Genomic DNA, 22,710 nt, shown 5'->3' with positions numbered 1-22,710 from the left:
CTTTTTCTCGGCGCTCAGGTCGGGCTGATGCCTTCGCGAGCAAGCTCGCTCCTACAGGGCCAGGTTACAGCTGTTGTTGCGCGCTGTAGCCTTCGAATGCGGTCTGTTGCTGGATCGCGGTGATGATGTTCTTGCGGGTCGCTTGCTGCTCGTTGCCGTTCTTGTCGAGGAACATTTCGCTTTCCAGCTCTGCCTCATCGCCTTCGCCGACAAAGCTGAAACCGAGGAATTCGAAGGCTTCACGGTCGACGTTGGCCTTGGAGCGCGGGCGCATCGGCAGGGTGACGCTGATGCCGTCCTTGCTGATGGCGAACACTTCCATTTCCTTCTTCGGCCGCGCCTTGCTCTTGCCACCGCTGGGGTTGCTGATGGCCTGGTGCGTCTGGTTCAGCACTTTCAGGGCCAGGCCGTAGACCAGTTCCTGGAAGTCCGGGTCGTCCTTGTAGCTGGAGAGAATCCGGCTGATGGGGAATTTCTTGCTCAGGTCTTCCAGGGCGGCCAGGTCGGCGGCCTCGGCGTCTTTGAGTTGCTTGAGCTGGCCCATGAGTTCATAGGCGGTGTCGTCGTCAAAGCGGTCGTGGGCCTGGCGAATCGCAGCACGCAGTTCGCGAATCTGGTCACTTTCTTTCGAGCTGTGGAAGGCGTCGAGCACCATCTCGCTGATGGTCTTGGCCTGGGACACGTGCTGGGAAAGATGAATGGCGTTTTCGTATTCGGCCTTGTTGGACAGGGCGATCACGGATTCTTCGGTGTTGGAATCAGGCATTGAACATCCACTACTTGGTTTAACAGGTTTGAGGCGCGAAAGGCCCGGGGGGCATTTTCGGGGGCGCCTAATCTATTGGACCCGGACACTATTGTCACGGACCAAGCGACGGCCCGGCAGCCGCGCCTCATCAGACCGGCCGCCTCGCCACAGATTCCCTGTCGTTCAAAGCACTTGTGTATCGCTGACCCCAGCCTCCAGTTCCTGACGCAGATCGCTGCCCCGGCGGGCGATGAACACCAACTGCGCGGCATGCTCGGTGGGCTGCCCTGTGGCCAGGGTGAACTGACTGCGGTTGCCCACATGCTGCAACCAGTAGGGTTGTTCATTGCCTTCCAGGCGCACCAGGCCCTTGAGGCGCAGCAGATCGGCGGGCAGGCGCGCCAGCCAGTCGCGCAAAGCCTTGGGCTGCAGCGGTCGCGAGCTTTTCCACACCCAGCTTTCGAACAATTCGTCGTGGGCCTGGGGCAGGGCCTTGAACAGCACTTCGGTGGAACGCACCGGCGGCGTCAGCAGCAACTCCGCCGGCAGCTCGGCTTGCACCGTATCGAACACCGGGGCGCGGTGGCCGAGGCTGGCGCGAATGCTCTGCAACTGCTCGGCGCTCACCAGGTCGGCCTTGTTCAGCAGCACCCAGTCGGCGCAGGCCACCTGGGCCCGGGACAGCCGGGCCATTTCCCCTTCCAGGTCCTGGTAGCCGCTGGCGTCCACCAGGGTGATCACCGCGTCCAGGTGCAGGCGGTTGCGCAATTGCGGGTAGCCGATGGTCTGCACGATACGCTGCGGGTCGGAGACGCCGCTGCACTCGATGACGATTCGCTCCAGGGCCGGGCGCAGCTTGGACAGGCTCACCAGTTGCGCCAGCAGGTCCTCTTGCACCGTGCAGCAGATGCAGCCGTTCTGCAGGCTGTACACCGCGTCGGTGACCTCGGCGATGATCGCCGCATCAATGTTCAGCTCGCCGAAATCATTAACGATCACCGCCAGCCGGCCGCTGTCGGCGCGCTGCACCATGCGGTTGAGCAGGGTGGTCTTGCCAGCGCCGAGAAAGCCTGCAACCACGGTGACCGGAATGCTCGGGGTGCTGTTCATTATTCCTTGCCCTCGATCACCGGCGGCAGGCCTTCCCACACTGCCTGCAACGGCGTGTCGCTGAAGATGCCCTGGCGGTCGTAGACCAGTTGTCCTTCGACGAAGGTCAGTTGCACCTGGGTGTGGTGGATGTAGTTGCGCGCGTCCTGGGCGAACAGGTTGCGGTCGAGGACGATCAGGTCCGCCGACTTGCCAGCCTCCAGGCTGCCGGTCAGGTGTTCCAGGCCCATGGCGTGGGCACCGTTGAGGGTCGCCACTTGCAGGGCCTGTTCCAGGCTGATGGGGTCGCCGAAGGTGTCGGGTTCCTGGTTCCATGGGTTCTGCCGGGTGACCATGGTTTCCAGGGCCAGCCACGGATCGATGGACGCCACCGGCCAGTCGGTGCCGAACACCGCGATGCCGCCGGCCGCCAGCACGCCCTTGAAGTCATAGATGCGCTTGAGGCGCTCCTGGCCGTAGCCGGAACGCGCACCGCTGGCGAATGGCGTCGGGTACCAGGCCGCCGGGGAGAACTCGGCAATCACGTCCAGGCTCTGGAAGCGCTTGAGGTTGCCTGGGTGCAGCAGGGTGCTGTGGGCACATTGGTGACGGATGCCGCTGTTGCCGTTGCGCCGCCGGGCTTCGGCCACGGCGTCGAGGAACACGTCGGAGGCACCGTCGCCGGTGCAGTGGGCGATCACTCGCAGGCCGCGTTTGTCCATGTCCACCACCATGTCGGTGATGTGTTCCGGGGTCAGGTTGAGCTTGCCGCGCCAGCTCGACTCTTCCGGCCAGGGGGTCAGCAGGTAGGACGACTTGGGCTCCACGGTGCCGTCGAAATGGAACTTCACCGCGTTGGCATTCAGGCGGGCGCTGCGATAGAAATGCCGCTCGCCGCTGAGCAGCTCCCAGCGCCGACGCACCGGGAAGATATCGTCCTGCCAGCTGATGGCCGCCTCCACCCGCAGGGTCAGCTCACCGGCATCGTCCAGTTCCTTGAGGGCTTGCAGGCGGTTCTCGCAGACGTGCACGTACTTGGTGGCGGTGACCCCGCGAGAGGTCTGGAAGTGCACGCCATCACGGTAGGCGCGGCGCAGTACCGACACCGGAGTCGGCGGCATGGCGGCGTGGATCAGGGCGTAGGCGCCGTCGATCAGCAGGCCATTGGGTTCGCCGGTCAGTTCATCGCGCTCCAGGTAGCCGTTGCGCGGGTCGCTGGTGTGGCGGTCGATACCGGCCAGTTCCAGGGCTTTGGAGTTGACCATCATGGTGCCCCACATGCGGTCCAGCAGGGCCACCGGACGGTCCGGCATGACGCTGTCGAGCCACTCGCGGCCCGGGGTCAGGCCGGCTTCGCGGAAGGTGTAGCGCACCCAGTACTGGCCGTAGATCCAACCGTCGCCTGGGTGACTGTCGGCATAGGCGTGGATCGCCGCGGCCAGTTGCTCGGGAGTCGGGTCTTCGATGCCCACGTCCAGGTCATCGGCGTAGCGCGGCGCCAGGGCCAGGTCCGGGTGGGTGTGCATGTCGTGCAGGCCGGGCATGCAGAAGGCCCCATCCAGATCGTGTTGACGGGTGTTGGGCCCGATCAGCGAAGCCAGGGAGGCGAGGCTGCCCACCGCGATCAGCTTGCCCTGGCGGATCGCTACGGCATCGGCCCAGGGCTGGGCCGGATCGAGGGTGTACATCCGGCCGTTGTGCAGCACCAGTTCGGCGTATTGATCGACGGCGCTATGGGTGGAGTTGAATTGGTCGGAAGCGGTCACGGGGTCAACCTCTCAAGCAGGGGGGCCCTTCAAAGGTGGGCAAAAAAGTGAGGCGTAGCAGTGTTCTTGTCAGCGTTACAAGGGCCGCAGGGGCGGCCCGAGTCATGCGTTCAGCGCGTGGCGTCCAGGGTTTCGACAAAGCCGGCGATGCGCTGGCAGGCGTCCTTGAGCACGTCGTCGGCGACGGTGAAGGAGATCCGCACGAAGCCCTCGGCACTGGCGCCGAAGGCCTGGGCGTCGAGCACCGAGACCCCGGTGGCGCGGAACAGCTGCCAGGCGAAATCCATGCTCGACAGCCCGGTACGACGCACGTCCACCAGCATGAACATCCCGGCCTCGGGCTCGCGGCAATCGAGCAGTTGCACCGGCTTGAGGCCGGCCACCACCAGATCGCGGCGCCGGCGATAGACCTCGCGAGCGCTGCCGATCACTTCTTCATCCAGCTCCAGGGCCTTGAGCGCGGCTTCCTGGATAAACCCGGGCAGGCCGTAGAGCATGCACAGCAGCAGGTTGTCCAGGTGCCCGACCAGGGCGGGCGGGGCGATCACCCAGCCCACGCGCCAGCCGGTCATGGCGTGGGTTTTCGACAGGCTGTTGAGGATCACCGTGCGTTCGGCCATGCCTGGCATTGAGGCGATGCTCAGGTGTTCGCGGTCATAGGTCAGTTGCCCGTAAACCTCGTCGGAGATCACCCACAGGTCATGCTTGCGCGCCACCTCGGCCACGGCTTCCAGCTCCTCGCGGCTGTAGACGTTGCCGGTGGGGTTGCACGGCGTGGCCAGGGCGATGCCCCGGGTCTTGTCGGTCAGCGCGGCTTCCAGCGCGGCGGCGGTCAGGCGGAAGCCGTTGGCCGCCGGCTGCTGGACGCAGGCGATCTGCGCCCCGGAGGCATGCACGCAGGCCTCGTAGGTCAGGTACATGGGCTCGGGCACCAGCACTTCGTCGCCACTGCCGAACAGGCACAGGCAGGTGGCGAACAGACCGTTCTGTGCACCGGCCACCAGGGCCACGTTATCGGCACTGACATCGATGCCCAGCAGGCGCCGCTGCTTGGCGGCAATCGCCTCGCGCAGGGCTGGGCGGCCGAGGACATGGGTGTAATGGGTGTCGCCTTGCTCCAGGGCGGCGCTGGCGGCGGCGCTGATGCGCGCATCGGTGGCGAAGTCCGGATCACCGACGCTGAGGACGATCACATCCTCGCCACGGCCCCGAGCCTCGATGGCTGCGTAGTGAATATCCCAGGCGCTGACGGATTCGCCGCTGATGCGCTGAACGAAAGGTGAGTAACGCATGTTGTTCTCCTCACGGGCTTGGTTGCCCGTGCAATCAATGGGTTCAGGCCTGACGCTGGGGGGCCCGGTTTCGTTCGGGGTTGCCCAGGCGTGCGCACAGATGCTCAATGGCGAAGGCCAGGATGATGTAGATCAGCGCCACCGCCAGCAGTGGCTCGTAGACCTTCAGGGTTTGGGCGCGCACCAGGTTGGCGGCGCCGAGCAAATCAGTGACCGCCACGGTGGACGCCAGCGCAGTGGCCTTGAGCAGCAGCACGCATTCGCCCACCAGGGTCGGGCGCACCAGCTCCAGGGCCCGGGGCAGCCACACCCGGCGCAGGGTCAGCCAGTAACCCATGCCATAGGCGCGGGCCGCTTCCAGTTCGCCCCGGGGCACCGCGCGCAAGCCGCCGCGCAGCACTTCACCGACATAGGCACCGACACTCAGGGTCAGGGCCAGGGCCACGTACCAGAAGCCTTCACGCAGGTAGGGCCAGAGAAAGCTGCCGCGAATCGGCGGGTAGGCGGCGAACAGGCTGCCGACCCCGTAATAGAGGATGTAGATCTGCACCAGCAGCGGCGTACCGCGGAACACGCTGATATAGAACTGCATCGGTGCGCGAATCAGAGGGTTGCGCGACGCCCGGCCCAGGCCCACCACCACCGCCAGGGCAAAGCCGCAGATTCCGCTCAGCAGCAGGAGCTTGAGGGTGATGCCCAGGCCGCGCAGCAGCTCTGTGGAAAAACCGTTGATCCAGGAAAAGTCCATCCGAGTCTCCTAGTGCTGGGGCAGCCAGCGGTTGGTGCGACGTTCGAGCACGCGGAACAGGCTGCCGGACACCAGGGTGATGACGAAGTAGAAAGCCGCGACCGCGAGGTAGAACACCAGGTAGTGCTTGGTGGAACCGGCCGCCTGTTTGCCTACTGAAAGCAGTTCGCTGTAACCGACGATGCTGATCAGCGCGCTGTCCTTGACCAGTACCAGCCACAGGTTCGACAGCCCGGCCATGGCGTAGGGCAGCATGCTCGGCAGCAGGATGCGCCGCACCAGCAGCCAGCGCTCGATGCCGTAGGCCCGCGCCGCTTCGATCTGGCCGTGGGGAATGGCCTGGATCGCGCCGCGGATGATCTCCGCCGAATAGGCGCCCTGGACAATCCCCAGCACCAGTACCGCCGCGATAAAGCCGTTGACCGTGACACTCGGACGGTCCATGGCGGCCATGGCCATGTTCAACAGGTCAGTGCCGGCGTAGTACAGCAACAGAATCAGCAGCAGCTCGGGCATGGCCCGGTACAGGGTGGTGTAGACGTTGGCCAGTTTCACCAGCCAGCGCGGGCCCTTGAGCTTGATCATCGCCACCAGCAGGCCGATGCCCAGGCCGAGGACGAAGGCCCCGGCGGAAATCTGCAGGGACACCAGCGCGCCCTGGGCCAGGGCGCCGAGCCAGCCGTCGGCGACGAACAGTTGGGAAAGGTCGGACAGAGAAATCATGACGTATCCAGTCAACGCCGGCGGCCCGCGCAAACGGGCGCGCCGGACGGCTTAGTTGGCAGAGATGTCGACGCTGAAGTAGCGGCTGCGGATCTTGTCGTAGGTGCCGTCGGCCTTGAGCGAGGCCAGGGCGGTGTTGATCCGCTGTTGCAGGGCGCTGTCACCCTTGCGCAGGCCGACGCCGATGCCGGAACCGAACAGCGGGTCTTTCGGCGCCAGGCCCTTGTCCGCGAGGCCGGCACCGGCCGCGGTCTTGAGGATCGGCTCGATGGTCAGGGCGTCGGCCAGCATCACGTCGATGCGCCCGCTCTGCAGGTCGGCGATCATGTCGTCCTGGGTGGTGTAGTAACGCAGGGTCGAGGTTTTGCCGTAGTAGGTCTTGGCGAAGGTGGCGTTGGAGGTCGAACCCTGCACGCCGATCAGCTTGCCCTTGAGGCCTTCGGGAGTGGTCGCAAGCTCCAGGCTCTGGTCGGCGACCCACATGGCCGGGGTCTGGTAGTAAGGCGCGGAGAAATCGATGACCTTCTCGCGCTCCTCGGTGATGCTCAGGGAATTGAGGATGGCGTCGATCTGGCTCGATTGGAGGGCCGGAATCAGCCCGTCCCAGGCCACTTCCTTGAGCGGGCACTGGGCCTGCATGCGCTCGCACAGGGCCTTGATCAGCTCCGGCTCGAAGCCGCTCCAGTTGCCGTTGCCGCTTTTCATCGAGAACGGCGGGTAGGGTTCCAGGGCGATGCCAAAGACGATCTTGTCGGCGGCCACGGCGTGGCTGGCCAATGCACTGAACAGGCAACCGGTGGCAAGCACCTTGAGCAGGTTTTTCATGGCTTTACCCTTTATCGAAGTTGTTGTTTTCAAGGATTGAAGCGGGACGTCAGACGCGGTTTTCCTGGGCCATGACGAATTGCCGGCAGCGTTCGCTGACCGGGTTGAGGAACACTTGCTGCGGCGGGCCTTCCTCTTCCACCAGCCCCTGGTGGAGGAACATCACCTTGCTCGACACATCCCGGGCAAAGGCCATCTCGTGGGTCACCAGGATCATGGTGCGGCCTTCCTCGGCGATGCCCTGGATGACCTTGAGCACTTCGCCCACCAGTTCCGGGTCCAGGGCCGAGGTCGGTTCGTCCATCAACAGCACCTGGGGGCGCATGGCCAGGGCCCGGGCGATGGCCACACGCTGCTGCTGGCCACCGGACAGAAAGGACGGGAAGGTGTCACGTTTGTTGGCCAGGCCGACTTTTTCCAGCAGGTGCTCGGCGTGGGCGATGGCATCCTTGCGATCTTCACCGAGGACATACACCGGCGCCTCGATAACGTTTTCCAGCACGGTGCGATGGGGCCACAGGTTGAAGCTCTGGAACACCATGCTCAGTTGGGTGCGCAGGCGTGCCACCTGGGCCGGGTCGGCGACCTGGGGGTTGCCGGCGCGATCGGTCTTGATGCGCACCTCTTCGCCATTGATGCGCAAGCTGCCGCTGCAGGGAATTTCCAACAGGTTGATGCAGCGCAGCAGGGTGCTTTTGCCCGAGCCGCTGGAGCCGATCAGCGAGACCACTTCACCTTCATTGGCGCGCAGGGCGATGCCCTTGAGCACGTGGTGATCGGCGTAGCTCTTGTGCAGATCATCGATCGCCACCACGGGATTGACGGAGTTGGGCTGCGATTGCAAGGGTCGACCCTCTTGTTATTGTGCGATGGCCGGGCAGTACCCGGCACAGGGTAGGGCTGGAGAATTAGCCATCGATGGCCTGGGGTCAATCGAGCTTTTTTAGCCGGACCCGGTAATTTTTTTCAGCAATGGACGGTTTTTCCGGCGACGGACAAGACTATTGCCGGACCACGTTTGCAGCTATGGTGCTGCCACTCGTTTTTTTTGCAGTCGAGGCCTGATCGGTATGCGTTATCCCTCCATGACCGCCCTGCGCGCGCTGGACGCGGTGGCCCGCCTGGGCAGTGTCGCCGAAGCCGCCAATGAGCTGAACCTGACCCCCAGTGCCATCAGCCACCAGATCAAGAGCCTGGAGCAGACCCTGGGGTTTGCGCTGACCGAGCGCCAGGGCCGCAGCATTCGCATCACCTATCAGGGCGAGCGCTACGCTCGGGACATTCACCTGCTTTTGGCCAATATCCTTGAGGCCGGACAGCGTTCCGATGGCCAGCAGGTCAGTGGCCGGCTGTGCATCAGCAGCCCGCCGGGGTTCGCCACCTACTGGCTGTGCACCCATATCGCCGAGTTCCAGGCGCTGTATCCCCAGGTGGAACTGCAGTTGGTGTCACCCCGCACTCCGGGCGACACCAGCGACAGCAGCGTCGATCTGTTCGTCGCCTACGGCATGGGTGACTGGCCCAACCAGCATGTACAGAAGATCGTCTCCCTGCGTTACTTCCCGGTGTGCAGCCCGAGCCTGGTGAATGCCATGGGCGGCCTGAAAACCCTCGACGGGCTCGATCACGCCTTGCTCCTGCACATGATCGACTACTCCGACTGGCGGGTCTGGCTGGCAGCGGCCGGGGCGCCGAATGTCGATGTGCGCCGGGGCATCATCTTCGCCGACGCGCACTTCGTGCAGTCGGCCTGCATCGCCGGCCAGGGCATCGCCATGGGCGACAACCTGATCAGCGGCGAGGCCCTGGCCCGGGGGCAACTGGTGCAGCCCTTCGGCACCGAGATCGAATCCAACCGCGGTTACTACCTGGTGGCCGATCTGCTCAAGGCCGAGCGTCCGGTGGTGCTGGCCTTCAGCGAATGGGTCAAATCCCAGTTGCAGGGCATCACTCGCTTGCACCCGGAGCCGCGCCGCAACGGCAAAGCGTGAATTTTATTGAGCAATCGTCGCGATTTTTTTCGATTGTTGCGCCTCGGGTGCAGCGACTAATGTCCCTCGACATCAGCCGGGCGCAGGGTGTCGTCCGGACGCATAAGAACAAGAGGAGTAGTCGATGACCACCTGCGCCCAGTCGCTGGTTCGTTTACTGGAAGGTTATGGCGTGGACACGGTGTTCGGGATTCCCGGCGTGCACACCGTCGAGCTGTATCGCGGCCTGCACGGCAGCCGCCTGCGCCATGTCAGCCCGCGGCATGAACAGGGCGCCGGGTTCATGGCCGACGGTTATGCCCGGGCCAGCGGCAAGCCCGGGGTGTGCTTCATCATCACCGGCCCCGGCATGACCAACATCCTCACCGCCATGGGCCAGGCCTACGCCGATTCGGTGCCGATGCTGGTGATCTCCACGGTCAACCGTCGCGAGCACCTGCGCCTGGGCCACGGCCATCTGCATGAACTGCCGGACCAGCGGGCGATGGTGGCCGGGGTCTGCGCCTTCAGTCACACCCTGCAGTCGCCTGCGGAACTGCCGGAGCTCCTGGCCCGGGCCTTTGCCGTGTTCAAGTGCGCGCGACCACGGCCGGTGCACATCGAGATTCCCCTGGATGTGCTGGACATGCCCGCCACCGACCTCAACCTGATGCCCCGCAGCCTGCCCGGTGCTCCGGCCCCGGCCGGAGCCTCGATCGAAGCGGCCGCGACCTTGCTCAACAGCGCCCACCGGCCGTTGATCCTGGCCGGCGGCGGCGCCCGGGGTTGCGCCGAGACGTTGCGCCAGTTGGCCGAACGCCTGCAAGCGCCGGTGGCCCTGACCACCAACGCCCGGGGCCTGTTGCCCTGCGCGCACCCGCTGTTGCTCGACGGCGTGCAGTCATCGGCCCATGGCCGGGCGCTGATCGACGAAGCCGACGTGGTGCTGGCCGTGGGCACTGAACTGGGGGAAACCGACTACGACTTCTTTGGCCTGGGCCCGCTGCGTTTCAAAGGCTCGTTGATCCGCCTGGACATCGACCCGATGCAGGTCATGGGCGTGCAGCGGGCCCATGTCGGCCTGGTGGGCGATGCCCTGGAAGGCTTGCAAGCCTTGCTTGGCAAAGTGCTGCAACCCAGCTCTCGCGGTCGTTGGGCCGTGGACAGCGTGCAGCGGGTCAACCAGGCCGAACGCACCGGCTGGACGCCCAAGCAACAAGGCCTGCAAGGCTTGCTCGACCTGCTGCGCGACACCCTGGGCAGCCCGATCCTGGTGGGCGACTCGACCCAACCGGTGTACCAGGGCGCCTGCGGCTACCAGGCACCGGCCCCGGCCAGTTGGTTCAACGCCGGCAGCGGTTACGGCACCCTGGGCTACGGCCTGCCGGCAGCCATGGGCGCCAAGCTGGCGCGGCCCGAGCGTCCGGTGGTGGCGCTGGTGGGGGACGGCGGCTTGCAGTTCGCCAGCAGCGAACTGATCGCCGCCAAGGAAGCGCAGATCGGGGTGATCCTGCTGGTGTGGAACAACCAGTGCTACGGCGAGATCCGCGACTACATGCAGGCCCGGGACATTGCGCCGCTGGGGGTGGACATCCTCACTCCGGACTTCCGGGCCATGGCCCAGAGCTTCCATGTGGCGCACCATCGCGCCGACACCCCGGCGCAGTTGCAGGAACTGCTGCAGAGCCTCAGGGATATCCGCCAGCCGGTGATGATCGAAGTCGACGCCGGCGCCTATCTGGCTCTGGACTGATCCGCAGGCCTGTTCTGCGAACGGGCTCTCCAAGAATGAGTCTTCAAGGGACAGGCCTTCAAGGGATAAGGTGGGTTACATTGACGTAGCCCGCCAGGACGCACCTTGTCACTTGAGGATTCATGGATGAACTGCATTTTCTGCCAGATTGTCGCCGGCACCCTGCCAGCGGCCGTGGTTTACCGCGATGAACACTGCATGGCCTTCATGGATGTGCATCCCCTGGGGGCGGGTCATGTCCTGCTGATTCCCCAGCCTCATGTGGAAAAGCTCGATCAATTACCCGGCTTCGTCCGTCAGCATCTGTATCAGGTGTTCGATGGATTGCTGGCCGCGCAGCGGCGTGCCGGCTACGGCGTCGAAGGCACCCACCTGCTGGTCAATGATGGTCGGGCCACCAACCAGCACATCCCCCATGCTCATCTGCACCTGATCCCGCGCAAGCGTGGCGATGCCCTGGGCTTTGCCGGGCGCCTGCTGCTGCATTTCAGCGGGTTGTTTGGGCGTCGCGCCAAACTCGAGGTCCTGCAGCAGCAGGCTGCCAGCATCGCCGAACAAGTGCGCGTGCCCTGGGTCAGCGAAACCCCGATGGGCGGTCGCTGATATGGATCGCCGCCGCGCCCTGGCGCTTGAATACGCGGAGCACCAATACCTGCGGGCCCGGGTTCAGGGCTTGGCGAACTTGGCAGGCAACCCCCATGGGGCCAACCTGCTGGGCGAGCCGGGGTGTGGCGCCTTCGTCGTCGCTGGCAATCCCAGTCCGATGATGAACCGGGTGCATGGCGACTGGGCGCAACAGGCCTGCCGCCTCGTCGAGCTGTTACAGACCTGCGCGGCCTGCGCCCCGGCGATCGCCTTGATCGCTGAGTCAGCCAAGGTGGCGGGCACCCTGGAACTGGAGGGGCAGCCATTGCAGCGCCTCAAGGGTTGGACCCACGGGCAGTTGTTCGCTTCGATCGACGAACTGGCGCCGCCGTCTTCCGCGCTGGATATCGAGCCGGTGACGGCCTTGAACCTTGAAAGGTTCTGCGCGCTGCACAGCGAAGGCTTCAATACCCCTGCGGCGGCGCGGCCGATCAACCAGGCGGCTTTCAGCGGCTTGCTCAACGATGGGCGCGGGCATTTGTACCTGCTGCGGGACCGGGGTGTTGCAGTGGCTGGCGCAGCGCTGTTCATCGCTGACAATGGCGTGGCCTACCTGGGCACTGCCGTTACCACCCGGGCCGCCCGGGGGCAGGGCCATCATCGGGCCCTGATCGGCCATCGCGTGCAACAGGCCGCCGCTCTTGGCGCCCGGAGTGTCGCGGCCACGGCCCTGGTGAACTCGCAAAGCCGGCGCAACTTGGAGCACTACGGCTTGCGCCTGTCCCACCTGCAAACCCTGTATCGGGCCGAGTCACAGGGCTAGTGGGGTGGCGTTGTCGGCGCCGGGTCGAAGCGGATCGAGTACAGAATCGCCCTCAGGGTGGCGAAGTCCTGAAAGAACCCGACGCTGTCAGCCACCACCTGACGCTGGCCGCTGTCGATCAGCGCCATCAGGCAGGTGCCGCCATAGGCGTGAAAGCCGGTGTCCCCATCGCTGATGCCGCAGGTCTGATAGGCCAGCAGGCCTTTCCAGCCGGGGCCTGAAATCTCTTGCACCGGGCTGGGTTCATCCCTTCCGGCGCTGCGCATCCACACGCCGTTTTCCTGATAGAAAAACAAACCTTCGGCGGCCTGTTCCAGGCTGCCCTGCTGCAGGCACAGGTGCAGGGTGTATTCCTCCTGGGGACGTTTTTTCGGGTGGTCCAGGGTGAGGCAGTTCTGCGCCTGGCCAAGCTTCCAGCCTTTGGGGTATTGCAGGCTGAAGCCCTGGGCCTTGAAGCGTGGTGAATCCATGGGCAATACCGGAACTCCGGCTTCCTCGCGCAAGGGTTCGTACAGGCTGGGATCGTCGCGACAGGCGGACAGCGGGCGGGCCTTGGCCTTGTGCAAGTGGTCGAGGCGATGAGTCTGTGGATCAGCGTTGGCGCTGACACAAGCACAGCCGTAGCCGTAATGATTGTTGGTCCGCACCCATTGCTGATCGTTGAAGGTGGGCCACTCGCCCTCCGCCTGATAACCGCCCTGGCTGGCAATTTCCCAGACACCGTCGCGGTCGGTCAGGGTGGCGTTGGCCGGGGTCGGGTTCTCGAACCAGCCGCATCGGCGTTCGACCTTGGCCGGAGCGGCGCTGGCGGGTAAGGCAAGCAGTGTCAGGAGTGTGCAGATCAGGGCACGCTGAAACATGGAGCATCCTTGTTCGGGGTTGAGAACCGCAGATTGTGCGCCGGCATTGGCGTTAGTAGAGACCGAGGTCCTTGTTCTTCAGTAGCGCCACTTGCGCACCAAGTCGTCGCCGTAACGCTGGCTGATCAGCGCTTCGGCACCGTCGTCGTCCTCGTACACCTCGGCCAGGCACAGCAGCATCAGCGCATCCAGGTACTCCTCGGGGGAGTCGAAGAAGCGTGTCAGCGCTACGCCGGTGTCGTGATCGAAGTAGTAGACCGCGCCGCTTTCCCGGTGGAAACAGAACAGGTTGCCGTTGCCCAGGTAGTCGCCAAAGGCAACCAGCTGGTGCGCCAGTGCCAGGTCCAGATCGCTCTCGGGGATATCGACAATGCCAGGGTAGGCCTCCAGCAGAGGCTGGATCGGGGTATGGCCGGGGCCTACGCTGCAAAGGATCTCCGCCAGGGACAGGACCCCCAGCTGCCGATGATAGTCGCGCAGCGAGGGCGGCAAGGCACAGCCCAGACGCTGCTCCAGGGCCACCAGCGCTTCCTCGCTGACGGGGGTTAATTCAGGCTCGTTGACGTGCCCTTCCCATAAAGCGCCATAGGCACCGATCGTGGCCAGGTACCACTTCAGCCGTGCGCCCTGATCGGACAGATCCGGCCAGGCCAGGGGAGGACAGCCGGCAGGGGGCCAGTCGGCCATAGCGTTGTGCTGTTCTGACATGAGGAGTCCTTAGATGAGAAGGAGGCAGGGGGGATTATGTGCTACGGCGCCGGCATTTCAGAATGATGCTTGAGGGGCTGGTTTGCTGAAAAGGTCGGCACGCAGTTTGGCTCGATGTTGCTTTGGCAGAGGTTGAGTGGCAGTGGGAGGCCTAGGACATCTGGCCTGACCCCACCTATCCCTGGAACCTACGCAACGATCTGTTCGCCGAGCATCATAAAGATCAACCAATCCAGATGACGGCGTTTTACCGTCCGGAGAAGAAGCTATAGAAGCGCTCTCTAATGGCATATAGTCGCGCAGAGGAATTTAACAGAAGTTTGACTCTTTCTTTTAAGGGAGCTTCTGGGATGAAACATATTATTTTGGAGAAGCCAAGGTAACGTAAAAGCTGTAAGAGGAAAGCAATAAGAAGTGCTCTCTGTTTTTGTGGTGGAAGCTTTGATTTGTAGTTTTCGTAAAAGTAGAATATGGCGCGCTGCCTGACCCACATTTGCTCATTTATTTGTGAGTAACTGACCCCGCGCTTATAGCTGTTATTTTCATGTATTCGATACAAAATTCCAACTGTTGGGGCGTGAGTTGCTTCTACCGAAGAGTAGCGTGCGTGGAGCATCATCCACACGTCTTCATTTGGCAAGAAACTCGGAATCGGAAAAGCCAGTTGAGCAAACGAGCGATTAAATGCCATGCAGCCACCTGACTCAAGACCGAGTGAAGGGTTCTTTGGTAGTGTCATTGCATTGTATTTTGAGTCGGCGGAGAAAGACTTGAGTTTGCAATATGAAATCTGGGGTTTATCTACTGCTTTTATTGGTTTAATCCGTTCATGAATGCTTTCTGCAATCAGTAGGTCGTCAGCAGCCAACAGGATAAAAACATCTCCAGAGGCATTCTCATAGGCTAGATTGAATGCTTGCGCTTTACCAACGCCCCCACTTTTTATAAGCGTTACAAAACTAAAAGCAAGGTTTTCTACAACATTACAGGTTTCATCATCTGAGCCGTCGTCGACAACAATAACCTCAAAGACAAGGTCGCTTATCTTTTCAATCGAACGAAGCGCTGCCTCAATGTGTAGTGCTTCATTTTTGGCAGGCATCAAAATACTTAGCATGTTGTATCAACCATTTAAGGGTTTTTTTGCGTTGATTGGAGTGAAGTGTTTAATGGCATCGTCATGTGAATATGGGGCCGTAATAAATATTTTTCATTTGATGGATGCCTGTGGAGGTGTTTTAGTGGCTTGATTCAACTTATTTTTAGGTGATAAGTCAGTGCAGGTTGTTTCCTGTCGCAGTTTTTCCATTGGCTTGGAAAAGTATCCAAAGTCAAGGGCTCGTTCTGTCAGGGGGGGTAACCATAATCTCAGGGCTTTGTTTGTAATGAGACTCTCTAAACATACAGGCCAATGTTTCTGGCCGCTATCGCGGTAATAGGGGTTGTTTCTAATGTTGCCTGGCTGGTGTGCCATAAACTTTAACCCCCGCAGGAACGTCGCGATTTACAAAACTCATGGCGCCGATAATCGCGCCGTCACCAATGCTGACACCCATCTGAATAATCGAATTTGGTCCGATGTAGACGCCATCGCCTATTTTCGTAGGCTTTCGGCTGGCTTCAACTTGTCCCAAGGATGTACTCCACTCCACAGTGTGGTGGGTGTATATCTGTACACCGCAGCTGACGGACACGTAGCTTCCGATCTCCAACCCGCCGGAGCCGTCCAGCACCACGTTGGGGCCAATCCAGGTGTTTTTTCCAACCTTTACATCACCCAGAATCAGCACGTTGTTGTAGCAGGATGTTCCTTCTCCAAATCCGTAGAACCTGGCCGTCTCCCAGCGATCCGAGAGGAGGTCGTTTATCGAGACATGTCTCTTGAACTTGGAAAATATATCGGAGCGTAATTGACTGAGCACTCTTTTTACTTGTTGCAAAAGTGCTTCGTCAGCCTTTGATGAAGCTCCCGGGTCTTTAGGCGAATCAGTTTTAATCGTCATCACTGTTCTCACTTTTTCAATCTCAAGACTTGGCTGCCATCCCCGGTTGGTTAACCGGGCGTTGGCCTGGATGCTTCAATCAGCGCAGTTCAAAATTATGTTGATACCACCGGGTGAAGTTGATCCAGCGCCAGACTTGCCAGGAGAAAGGAGCTTTCCCTGAAATGATTTTCTCAAATTCCTCTAGGATTTGTGGCTGGTTCAGGAATGGCAGTCCGAGATCAATCTTCAGCCAGCCCCGTATCTGCTCGGCCAGCTGTACCAGCCACACCTGTTCGGGAGTAGAAAAACCGATCTTGTCCCTTCTGTCCAAGATGGCGTCTGGCACTATTCCACGCATCGCTGCCCGGAAGACGGACTTGGTCTCTCCTGATTGCGAGATCAGATAGTTTTCTGGCAAGGAGAGCAGGAAGTCTGCCATGTCGGAGGTCAGGAAAGGCACCCGACTCTCGATGGAAAAACGCATCGAATTACGATCGCCATGGCGCAACAGTGACTGTAGCCCGCGGTGGGTCAGTGAGAATGCCAGCTCGGAGGCCAGTTTGCGTCCGGGAAGATCGTAGGGTGATCTCTGTTGTGGATAACCGATGTGCACACCGGCGTCACGCAGCATCTGTGTGTCTATCCACGAAGGGCTGGCCTGCATGCCGTTTCCACGTCTGAGCAAGTCGTACAAGGGGCCTTGGGCGCACTCGGCAACGACCGTCTTGAAGCAGTGCTTCAAGCTTCTGTCTGGCCATGTTGACCACTGCCTTGCGAAGTTCATAGCCTGCCGGTAATGACCCTGTTCGAGCATGCTCTTGATGCGTTTTCCTGGGTAGCCGTGATAGCCGGCCAGTAACTCATCGGCTCCCTGACCATCGAGCGTTACCGTGATGGCGTTGTCTTTCGCCAGCTTGAAGACCCGGTACTGGGCGTAGATGCTGGTACTGCCAAAGGGCTCACCTTGAGCGCGAATCATGTCATCCAGGTCATTGGACAGTTCCTGAGGACTGACCAGTACTTTGTGGGCCTTGGCGTTGACCTGGACATTGACCAGGTCGACCCAGGACTCCTCTGATACGGCGCTATCGCGGGCGATATAGCTGAATGTATTGATGGCTGCATCCGGTTCGATCTTGCGCATGGCGCAAACCACTGCCGAAGAGTCCAGTCCACCGGACAATGCCGCTCCCAGGGGAACGTCGCTGCGCAGATGCAGCTTGATGTTGTGCAGGAAACGTTCGCGCAACTCATCGGCTGCAGAAGAGAAGCTCAGGGTTGAAGTTTGTTCTATTTGCGGCCGCCACCATTGTTGCGGTGCACTGAGTTGGCCATTGGATAGATCAAGGTGTAGCAAGTGCCCGGGCATCAACTGAAGCACATCTTCGAAGAAGGTCGCGGCTTGTGAGTCGTAGTCGCCATGCACCAGATAGTCATAGGCGCGTTGCCAGTTGAGCTGAGCCTTGTTCTGCTTCAACGCTTTCAATGCTGGCATTTCTGAGGCGAAAAGGAAGTTATCGCCTTCACGGGTGTAATAGAACGGCTTGATCCCGAAGGGGTCGCGAACACAGGAAAGCTTGTTGGCCTTCCGGTCAAAAACCGCGAACGCAAACATTCCGCGCAAGCGTGCAAGGGAGTCGGCTCCCCATTGAATCCAGGCTGCCAGCAACACCTCGGTATCGGAGTCCGAGTGGAACACGTGCCCTAGGGTTTGCAGCTCATTACGCAATTCGCGGTAGTTGTAGATTTCGCCATTGAATACGATGGAAAAAAGCTGGTCCTTGGAGTGCATCGGCTGATGGCCGGCGAAGGACAAGTCGATAATGGACAGGCGTGTGTGACCAAGCACTAGTTTGTTGGAAGCAACCGACATCTCCTCATAGCCGAAGTCATTCGGTCCACGATGGCGCAAGGTCTGAATGGCCGCATCGATACTCTGGGAGTAAGAGTGGGTTTCGCTGACGGAGAAGAAACCGAGTATTCCACACATAAATTAGCTACTTCTTTGCGAAAAAAGTTTAAGGCGGCTGCGGACTAATTGCCCGGCTTTACGTAGCTCGGAAACTTGAACAAGCCCCAAGGCTAAAAAAATCACTGCCGTGCCGCTGATGAATATCAAGTTGACCAACCAACGCAAGTAGCTGTCCAGTTCTGAACCTAGTCGCAGTGCCAGAAACAGCGCCACGACCGTTGCAGTCATTGAGCCGCAGAGCGGCCACCATTTATGCGGCACGGGATACAGCCTTTGACTACAGAGCATATAGATAGCGAACGTCAGTGAACTTCCCAGGAGCATCGCGATAGCGGCACCGCTGCCTCCCAAACGAGGAATCAACAGCAGTCCCAGGGCGATGTTGGCGATCAGGCCGGCGAGATTGATCCAGATGGTCATGTGGGTTTTCTTGGCGATGCTGATGCCTGGGGTAAAAATGTACATCTGGGCCAGGAGAATTGACGGTACCAGGAAGATGATCAGCTTGGAGGCGGAGTAGTAGTCTGCGGTTGTCATCAGCACCAGAACGTCATGTGCAAACAGCCCAAGTGCTAGGTAGCTCAGTAACGCAAAGCAGCAGAACACCCTAAAGATACGTGCCAACTGCCTGGGAGTATCGGCTTCGCGATAGTAGGTATAGATCAACGGTGTCAAGGCTCCTTGGAAGCCGACCATGACCAGGCTGACTACACTGGCCAACCTGACCGCGACACCATACAGTCCGACTTCTCCGATCGACACAAAGTGGTTGATCAGCAGGCGGTCGATATAAATGCTGGCAAGTACCGTCACACTGGCAGGGACCAAGGGGATGGAGAACGCCAGCATCTCCTTGAGCCGGGCCCAATCAAAGCGAAAGCGAAAGCTCTGCCGCAAGTGATACAGCCCGTAGACAGTGCCAATGATGACTCCGGCGCTCATGCCCCATAACAACCCTTGCAACCCCATTCCTGCACCGTAGGTTAGGAGTACCGCAGCTCCGGCAGTGACTAGGGAGACAATAATGCTGACGAACGCATAGTGTTTGCTGCGTAACTCCCAGCGGAACTGGTTCTGGATGAGGTTGAACAGACCATTGAAGAAAATATAGACAATGCCCACCTTGAAAGCGGCTGTCAGTCCTTTGCGCCCCATGATCCAGTTGGACAGGTCATCGGCGTAGGCCAGGGTGATCACTGCGAACAGCGAGTAGCACCAAGCGGTGAACCAGAAGGCGGACGATGCATAGGCGCAACGGCGTTCAGGGTCTGTTTCTGCTGAGTAGAAGCGCGCTATGCCCTGGGACACTTCCAGGGCAATGGTCAGGGCGATAAGACCTGAGAAAACCAGCAACAAATCCAGAGAGCCATAATCTTCCGGACTCAGCACACGGGTGTACAGCGGCACTAGAAATAGCGCGAGCCCCTTCGAAAGCAGTGCGGGGATTGCGTAAATGACACTGTCTCGAATAAAGAGCTTGAACATATATGGGCAAAATCCTAGCGGTTATCCTGGCGTGAAGGAAAATAAAAGTACCTGATGAACAGGCGTTGAAGTGTGCCTTTTGCGGCAGCCAGGAGTATTGCCTTCTGCTCGGGTAGCGGTGGGAAGGTGTCGTGTTGGTTGTTCCAGATCTTGAAGTAGTTATTGATAAATGCTTCCTCGCTGTACTTTTCCTTCCAGAACCCCCAGCAAGCGGCCATGACGCTTTCCAGATAAGCCCGATCGGCCAGCAGTTTTTCCAGACGAGCCGTCAGCAGGTTCGCATCAACAGGAAACTGAATGATGGGTGAGGCCGGCAAGCCAGTAAAAACATCATAGTTTCCTGAAACGATTGCACAGGATGCGGCAGCGCCCTCAATACCGAACCGACCTGGCCAGGTGGATGGCTGGTCGACAACGATGTCGGCTGCCAGCAACATGCTGACCACTTGATGATTGGGGATGTGCTCCAGCAGGCGAAACTCGAACTGGTAGCCTTTTTTTCGGAGCGTTTCCACCGCTTCCAGCACCAGATCGGTTCGTTTTACTGCCCGGTTCGAAGGGGCGTGAACGATGACCGGAATCTCTCCCGGACGACGTGGGCCGCTCAGTAGCGACGTCTGGCTGAACGTGAAGTGCCCCAGCATTCCTGCCTGAAAGGTCGCCTGGTTCCTTGAGGAAAGGGTCTTGGCAAAGCGTTCGGCCATGAACTGGCGATAGTACTTTCTCAGCATGTCCACAAGGGGGAGTGCGGGATAGGGACCAATCGCGATACCCGGCGTGTATTTTTCAAACAACGCGTCCTGCAAGTGTCGGCAACGCACATCGTCTCCGCAGTGCTGAACAACCAGATCTACGCCAGCGAGGCGATAGAGGATGTAGTCGAGGTTCAGCGCGAGCAGGCTGGTGCACCAGATGAACCAAGCCTGGTCGGCGCGTAAAAGGATCCAGGGTAAATGTCGGGAACGACAGAGTGGTTCGCTGAACAGACGGACTTTCAGGGCCAGAGCAGAGGCGCCTTGTGCGTTCGCTTCTCCATAGAAAAGACCGGCGTGGGAGCGAGCGCTGCGCACAGTGATTTGCTGTCTTGCCAATGCGGTAGACAGTTCGCTGATGTTGTTGGCAATTTCGTGTATGCCGACAAAGACATACTCAGGTTTTGCCGGTCGTTTGCTAAAACTGCGCTTGACTCTCAAGGCCAGGACCGGAAGCAAGAATAAAGCAAAGCAAAAAAACGAGAATAAAAAGAAGCATGCAGATTGGGCTATCTTGAAGATGATTTTCATTTTATGTCCTGTGCATTGCCTCTTTCATGCTGACTCTGCAGCAATAGCAACAGTGCGTCAGCGCTGCTATTGCTGGGTCTTGATCGTGATGGTTGACACGGCCGATTTATATATGACAGATGAAGACTGTTACAACAAGATCATGCAAAACAGCCTTTCATATATTCCTCCATATTCAACAGTGACCAGATCAACAGCCTTCTGTTCTGTTTTCCTGAGAGATGTTCTTCGATAAGCGAAGTCAGTGCGGATTGATCAAATACGTCATAGATATGTGCGTTTTTGTTCAGCAGTGTCCTTCTGACAAACTCCATGCTCTCGCCTTTGAACCAGCTGGAATCTGGCGCGGAAAAGCCTTGCTTCTCAGCCCGTGCGATGTCGTCTGGAATGTATCGTTTCATAACATCCCGGAAGATCTGCTTGCCGTCTCGAGCTTTTTCAAAGTACTTGCTGACTTTGTCGCCCTGATCGTTCTCGTTGATTCTTATAACGTCGGCCAGGTTGTTCAGTTTCAAATGAACCGGACAGCGCATGGCGAAATCAACCAGATCGTTATCCAGGAATGGCACGCGGCTTTCCAGGCCATGGGCCATGCTGAGTTTGTCTTCGACTACCAGCAAACCATGAAGGAAGGTCTTGGCTTCGAAGTACAGCGAGTGGTTGATGTAGTCTTCCGGGGTGTACAGATTATCTGCGTGGTGTTTGAAGACGTCGCGGAAGATGTCTCGGGTCCACACATGCTTTACATCTTTCCAGATTGGCGCAAAGACCTGTTTGATCTCACTGTTAGGAATCAGCCGCTGCCAGAATGCGTAGTACTTGTCGATGTAGTGTTCGAAGTTGTCGTTAACCACGGCACGGTAGTAGCGCCATGGATAGCCACCAAACAACTCATCCCCGCCGGCTCCGGACATGACTACCTTGACGAATTTTGAAGCCAGTTGGGCGGCGTAATAGTTCGGGTAGCTCTGGCCCACTCTGGGCTCTTCCAGGTGCCAGGCCAGTTTGGGCAGGACTCTTTCCATGTCTCCGGCTTTCAGGACCATTTGGTAGTGTTCAGTCTTGAAGTGGTAGGACATGTATTCGGCTTTACTGCGTTCATCGAACCCCATCTCGATACCCGAGGCGGAGTTGAGGTCGAAGCCACAGGTAAAGGTTTTCATGTAGGGGTAGGACTTGGCCGCAATCGCAGTGATCGAGCCGGAGTCCATTCCCCCGCTCAGATAACTGCCCAGTTCTACGTCAGTCACCAGTTGCCGGTTGACGGCCTGTTGGAACAAACGGTCTAGCTCTTCACGGTATTCTTCGTCGCTGGCTTTGACCTTGGGTTCCTGGAAGTTGTAATCCCAGTACTGGGTGAATTGCATAGCCGGAGTTCGCCGCTTCATATCCAGCACGGCATAGTGGCCGGCAGGCAGCAGCTTCACATCATTGAGCAATGTCTTGTCGGTAAAAATGTTCTGGAAAGTGAAGTATTCCAGCAAGGCTTCCTTGTCCAGGCTGCGCTGAAACTCGGGCATAGCCAGGATGGCTTTCTGTTCGGAGCCAAAGGCAATGGTCTGCCCTTGTTGTGCGTAATAAAGCGGTTTGATGCCGTAGCGATCCCGGGCCAACAACAGCGTTTGTTCCTGGCGGTCCCACAAGGCCAGGCCAAACATGCCGTTGAAGCGCTCCAGTGCTTGTGCCCCCCAGGCGATCAAGGCATTGAGCACCACTTCAGTGTCGGTGCGTGAACGGAACTGGTAGCCCAGGGTTTCCAGTTCGGTGCGCAGCTCGCGGAAGTTGTAGACCTCGCCGTTGTAGACCAGTACATAGCGCTGGGAGAGGGAGGCGGCCGGCTGGTGGCCAGCAGGAGACAAGTCGATGATTGCCAGGCGCCGATGACCCAGGCCTACGTTGCCTTCAATCCAATGCCCCTCACCATCGGGTCCACGATGGGCGATGGCATCCGTCATGCGCTGCAGGACTGCAGGCGATACCGGGTTGTTATCGAGATGGATGAGGCCGGTAATGCCGCACATGCGTTTTGATGCTCCTTTGAATCGGGGGGAGTGCAGTGGGAAATGCGCAGGTCTGCGTAGTTCCGTTGCCTGAA

Annotated in this window: 20 protein-coding genes; 4 read left to right on the top strand and 16 right to left on the bottom strand. The window is 59.8% G+C overall.

Going from position 1 to position 22,710, the window contains the following annotated elements; translation table 11 throughout:
- Window positions 1–64: 64 nt before the first annotated feature.
- The 8 genes from WIN67_RS24980 to WIN67_RS24945 all read right to left on the bottom strand — a co-directional run bounded on the left by WIN67_RS24980 (window position 65) and on the right by WIN67_RS24945 (window position 8,035).
- Window positions 65–766, bottom strand: a complete 702-nt coding sequence (locus WIN67_RS24980) for a hypothetical protein (RefSeq protein ID WP_047305989.1) — start codon at window positions 764–766, stop codon at window positions 65–67.
- 165 nt (window positions 767–931) lie between these two features.
- On the bottom strand, window positions 932–1,858 hold the full coding sequence (locus WIN67_RS24975) for a CobW family GTP-binding protein (protein ID WP_123394011.1): 927 nt from the start codon (window positions 1,856–1,858) through the stop codon (window positions 932–934).
- Window positions 1,858–3,603 (bottom strand): amidohydrolase, encoded by a 1,746-nt coding sequence (locus WIN67_RS24970; RefSeq protein WP_103740483.1) that lies wholly within the window; start codon window positions 3,601–3,603, stop codon window positions 1,858–1,860. The genes WIN67_RS24975 and WIN67_RS24970 overlap by 1 nt, the downstream gene beginning before the upstream one ends.
- 110 nt (window positions 3,604–3,713) lie before the next feature.
- Entirely contained in the window at window positions 3,714–4,895 is a 1,182-nt protein-coding gene (locus WIN67_RS24965; protein WP_317069863.1) for a pyridoxal phosphate-dependent aminotransferase, read from the bottom strand.
- A gap of 43 nt (window positions 4,896–4,938) precedes the next feature.
- Entirely contained in the window at window positions 4,939–5,643 is a 705-nt protein-coding gene (locus tag WIN67_RS24960) for an ABC transporter permease (protein ID WP_102860356.1), read from the bottom strand.
- Between the two features lie 9 nt (window positions 5,644–5,652).
- Complete coding sequence (locus WIN67_RS24955; RefSeq protein ID WP_047305985.1) at window positions 5,653–6,366, bottom strand: ABC transporter permease; 714 nt, start codon at window positions 6,364–6,366, stop codon at window positions 5,653–5,655.
- 51 nt (window positions 6,367–6,417) lie between these two features.
- The gene (locus WIN67_RS24950) at window positions 6,418–7,191 is read right to left on the bottom strand and encodes a transporter substrate-binding domain-containing protein (protein ID WP_102860357.1); all 774 of its coding nucleotides are present in this window, start codon (window positions 7,189–7,191) and stop codon (window positions 6,418–6,420) included.
- 49 nt (window positions 7,192–7,240) lie between these two features.
- Window positions 7,241–8,035 carry an ABC transporter ATP-binding protein gene (locus WIN67_RS24945; protein WP_102860358.1) on the bottom strand — a complete coding sequence of 265 codons (795 nt, stop codon included), beginning with the start codon at window positions 8,033–8,035 and terminating at the stop codon, window positions 7,241–7,243.
- A 226-nt stretch (window positions 8,036–8,261) separates the two neighbouring features.
- On the opposite strand from WIN67_RS24945, the gene WIN67_RS24940 reads away from it, so the two are divergent.
- From WIN67_RS24940 to WIN67_RS24925, 4 genes are all read left to right on the top strand, one after another.
- Complete coding sequence (locus WIN67_RS24940; protein ID WP_170001477.1) at window positions 8,262–9,182, top strand: LysR substrate-binding domain-containing protein; 921 nt, start codon at window positions 8,262–8,264, stop codon at window positions 9,180–9,182.
- Between the two features lie 124 nt (window positions 9,183–9,306).
- Window positions 9,307–10,914 carry a 5-guanidino-2-oxopentanoate decarboxylase gene (locus WIN67_RS24935; protein ID WP_110596372.1) on the top strand — a complete coding sequence of 536 codons (1,608 nt, stop codon included), beginning with the start codon at window positions 9,307–9,309 and terminating at the stop codon, window positions 10,912–10,914.
- Between the two features lie 126 nt (window positions 10,915–11,040).
- Window positions 11,041–11,517 (top strand): HIT family protein, encoded by a 477-nt coding sequence (locus WIN67_RS24930; protein ID WP_110652257.1) that lies wholly within the window; start codon window positions 11,041–11,043, stop codon window positions 11,515–11,517.
- 1 nt (window position 11,518) lies between these two features.
- The gene (locus WIN67_RS24925) at window positions 11,519–12,322 is read left to right on the top strand and encodes a GNAT family N-acetyltransferase (RefSeq protein ID WP_339070164.1); all 804 of its coding nucleotides are present in this window, start codon (window positions 11,519–11,521) and stop codon (window positions 12,320–12,322) included.
- Here the strand turns inward: WIN67_RS24925 and WIN67_RS24920 are convergent.
- The 8 genes from WIN67_RS24920 to asnB (WIN67_RS24885) form a co-directional block, all read right to left on the bottom strand.
- Window positions 12,319–13,182: a DUF4087 domain-containing protein gene (locus tag WIN67_RS24920; protein ID WP_339070163.1), complete on the bottom strand. Its 864-nt coding sequence runs from the start codon at window positions 13,180–13,182 to the stop codon at window positions 12,319–12,321. The two genes, WIN67_RS24925 and WIN67_RS24920, sit on opposite strands and share 4 nt — an antisense overlap.
- A gap of 78 nt (window positions 13,183–13,260) precedes the next feature.
- Entirely contained in the window at window positions 13,261–13,890 is a 630-nt protein-coding gene (locus tag WIN67_RS24915) for an SMI1/KNR4 family protein (RefSeq protein ID WP_339070162.1), read from the bottom strand.
- Window positions 13,891–14,137: 247 nt separating this feature from the next.
- On the bottom strand, window positions 14,138–15,007 hold the full coding sequence (locus WIN67_RS24910) for a glycosyltransferase family 2 protein (protein WP_273923075.1): 870 nt from the start codon (window positions 15,005–15,007) through the stop codon (window positions 14,138–14,140).
- 331 nt (window positions 15,008–15,338) lie between these two features.
- Window positions 15,339–15,893, bottom strand: a complete 555-nt coding sequence (locus WIN67_RS24905; protein ID WP_273923074.1) for an acyltransferase — start codon at window positions 15,891–15,893, stop codon at window positions 15,339–15,341.
- Between the two features lie 79 nt (window positions 15,894–15,972).
- Complete coding sequence (gene asnB, locus WIN67_RS24900; protein ID WP_339070161.1) at window positions 15,973–17,865, bottom strand: asparagine synthase (glutamine-hydrolyzing); 1,893 nt, start codon at window positions 17,863–17,865, stop codon at window positions 15,973–15,975.
- A gap of 3 nt (window positions 17,866–17,868) precedes the next feature.
- Window positions 17,869–19,332, bottom strand: a complete 1,464-nt coding sequence (locus WIN67_RS24895) for an oligosaccharide flippase family protein (RefSeq protein WP_273923072.1) — start codon at window positions 19,330–19,332, stop codon at window positions 17,869–17,871.
- 14 nt (window positions 19,333–19,346) lie between these two features.
- Window positions 19,347–20,615, bottom strand: a complete 1,269-nt coding sequence (locus WIN67_RS24890) for a hypothetical protein (protein WP_339070160.1) — start codon at window positions 20,613–20,615, stop codon at window positions 19,347–19,349.
- A gap of 140 nt (window positions 20,616–20,755) precedes the next feature.
- The gene (gene asnB, locus WIN67_RS24885; protein ID WP_339070159.1) at window positions 20,756–22,636 is read right to left on the bottom strand and encodes an asparagine synthase (glutamine-hydrolyzing); all 1,881 of its coding nucleotides are present in this window, start codon (window positions 22,634–22,636) and stop codon (window positions 20,756–20,758) included.
- Window positions 22,637–22,710: the final 74 nt, after the last annotated feature.

Source organism: Pseudomonas idahonensis (assembly GCF_037903935.1).
Taxonomy (GTDB): domain Bacteria; phylum Pseudomonadota; class Gammaproteobacteria; order Pseudomonadales; family Pseudomonadaceae; genus Aquipseudomonas; species Aquipseudomonas danubii.
This window is presented reverse-complemented; position numbering and strand designations above follow the sequence as displayed.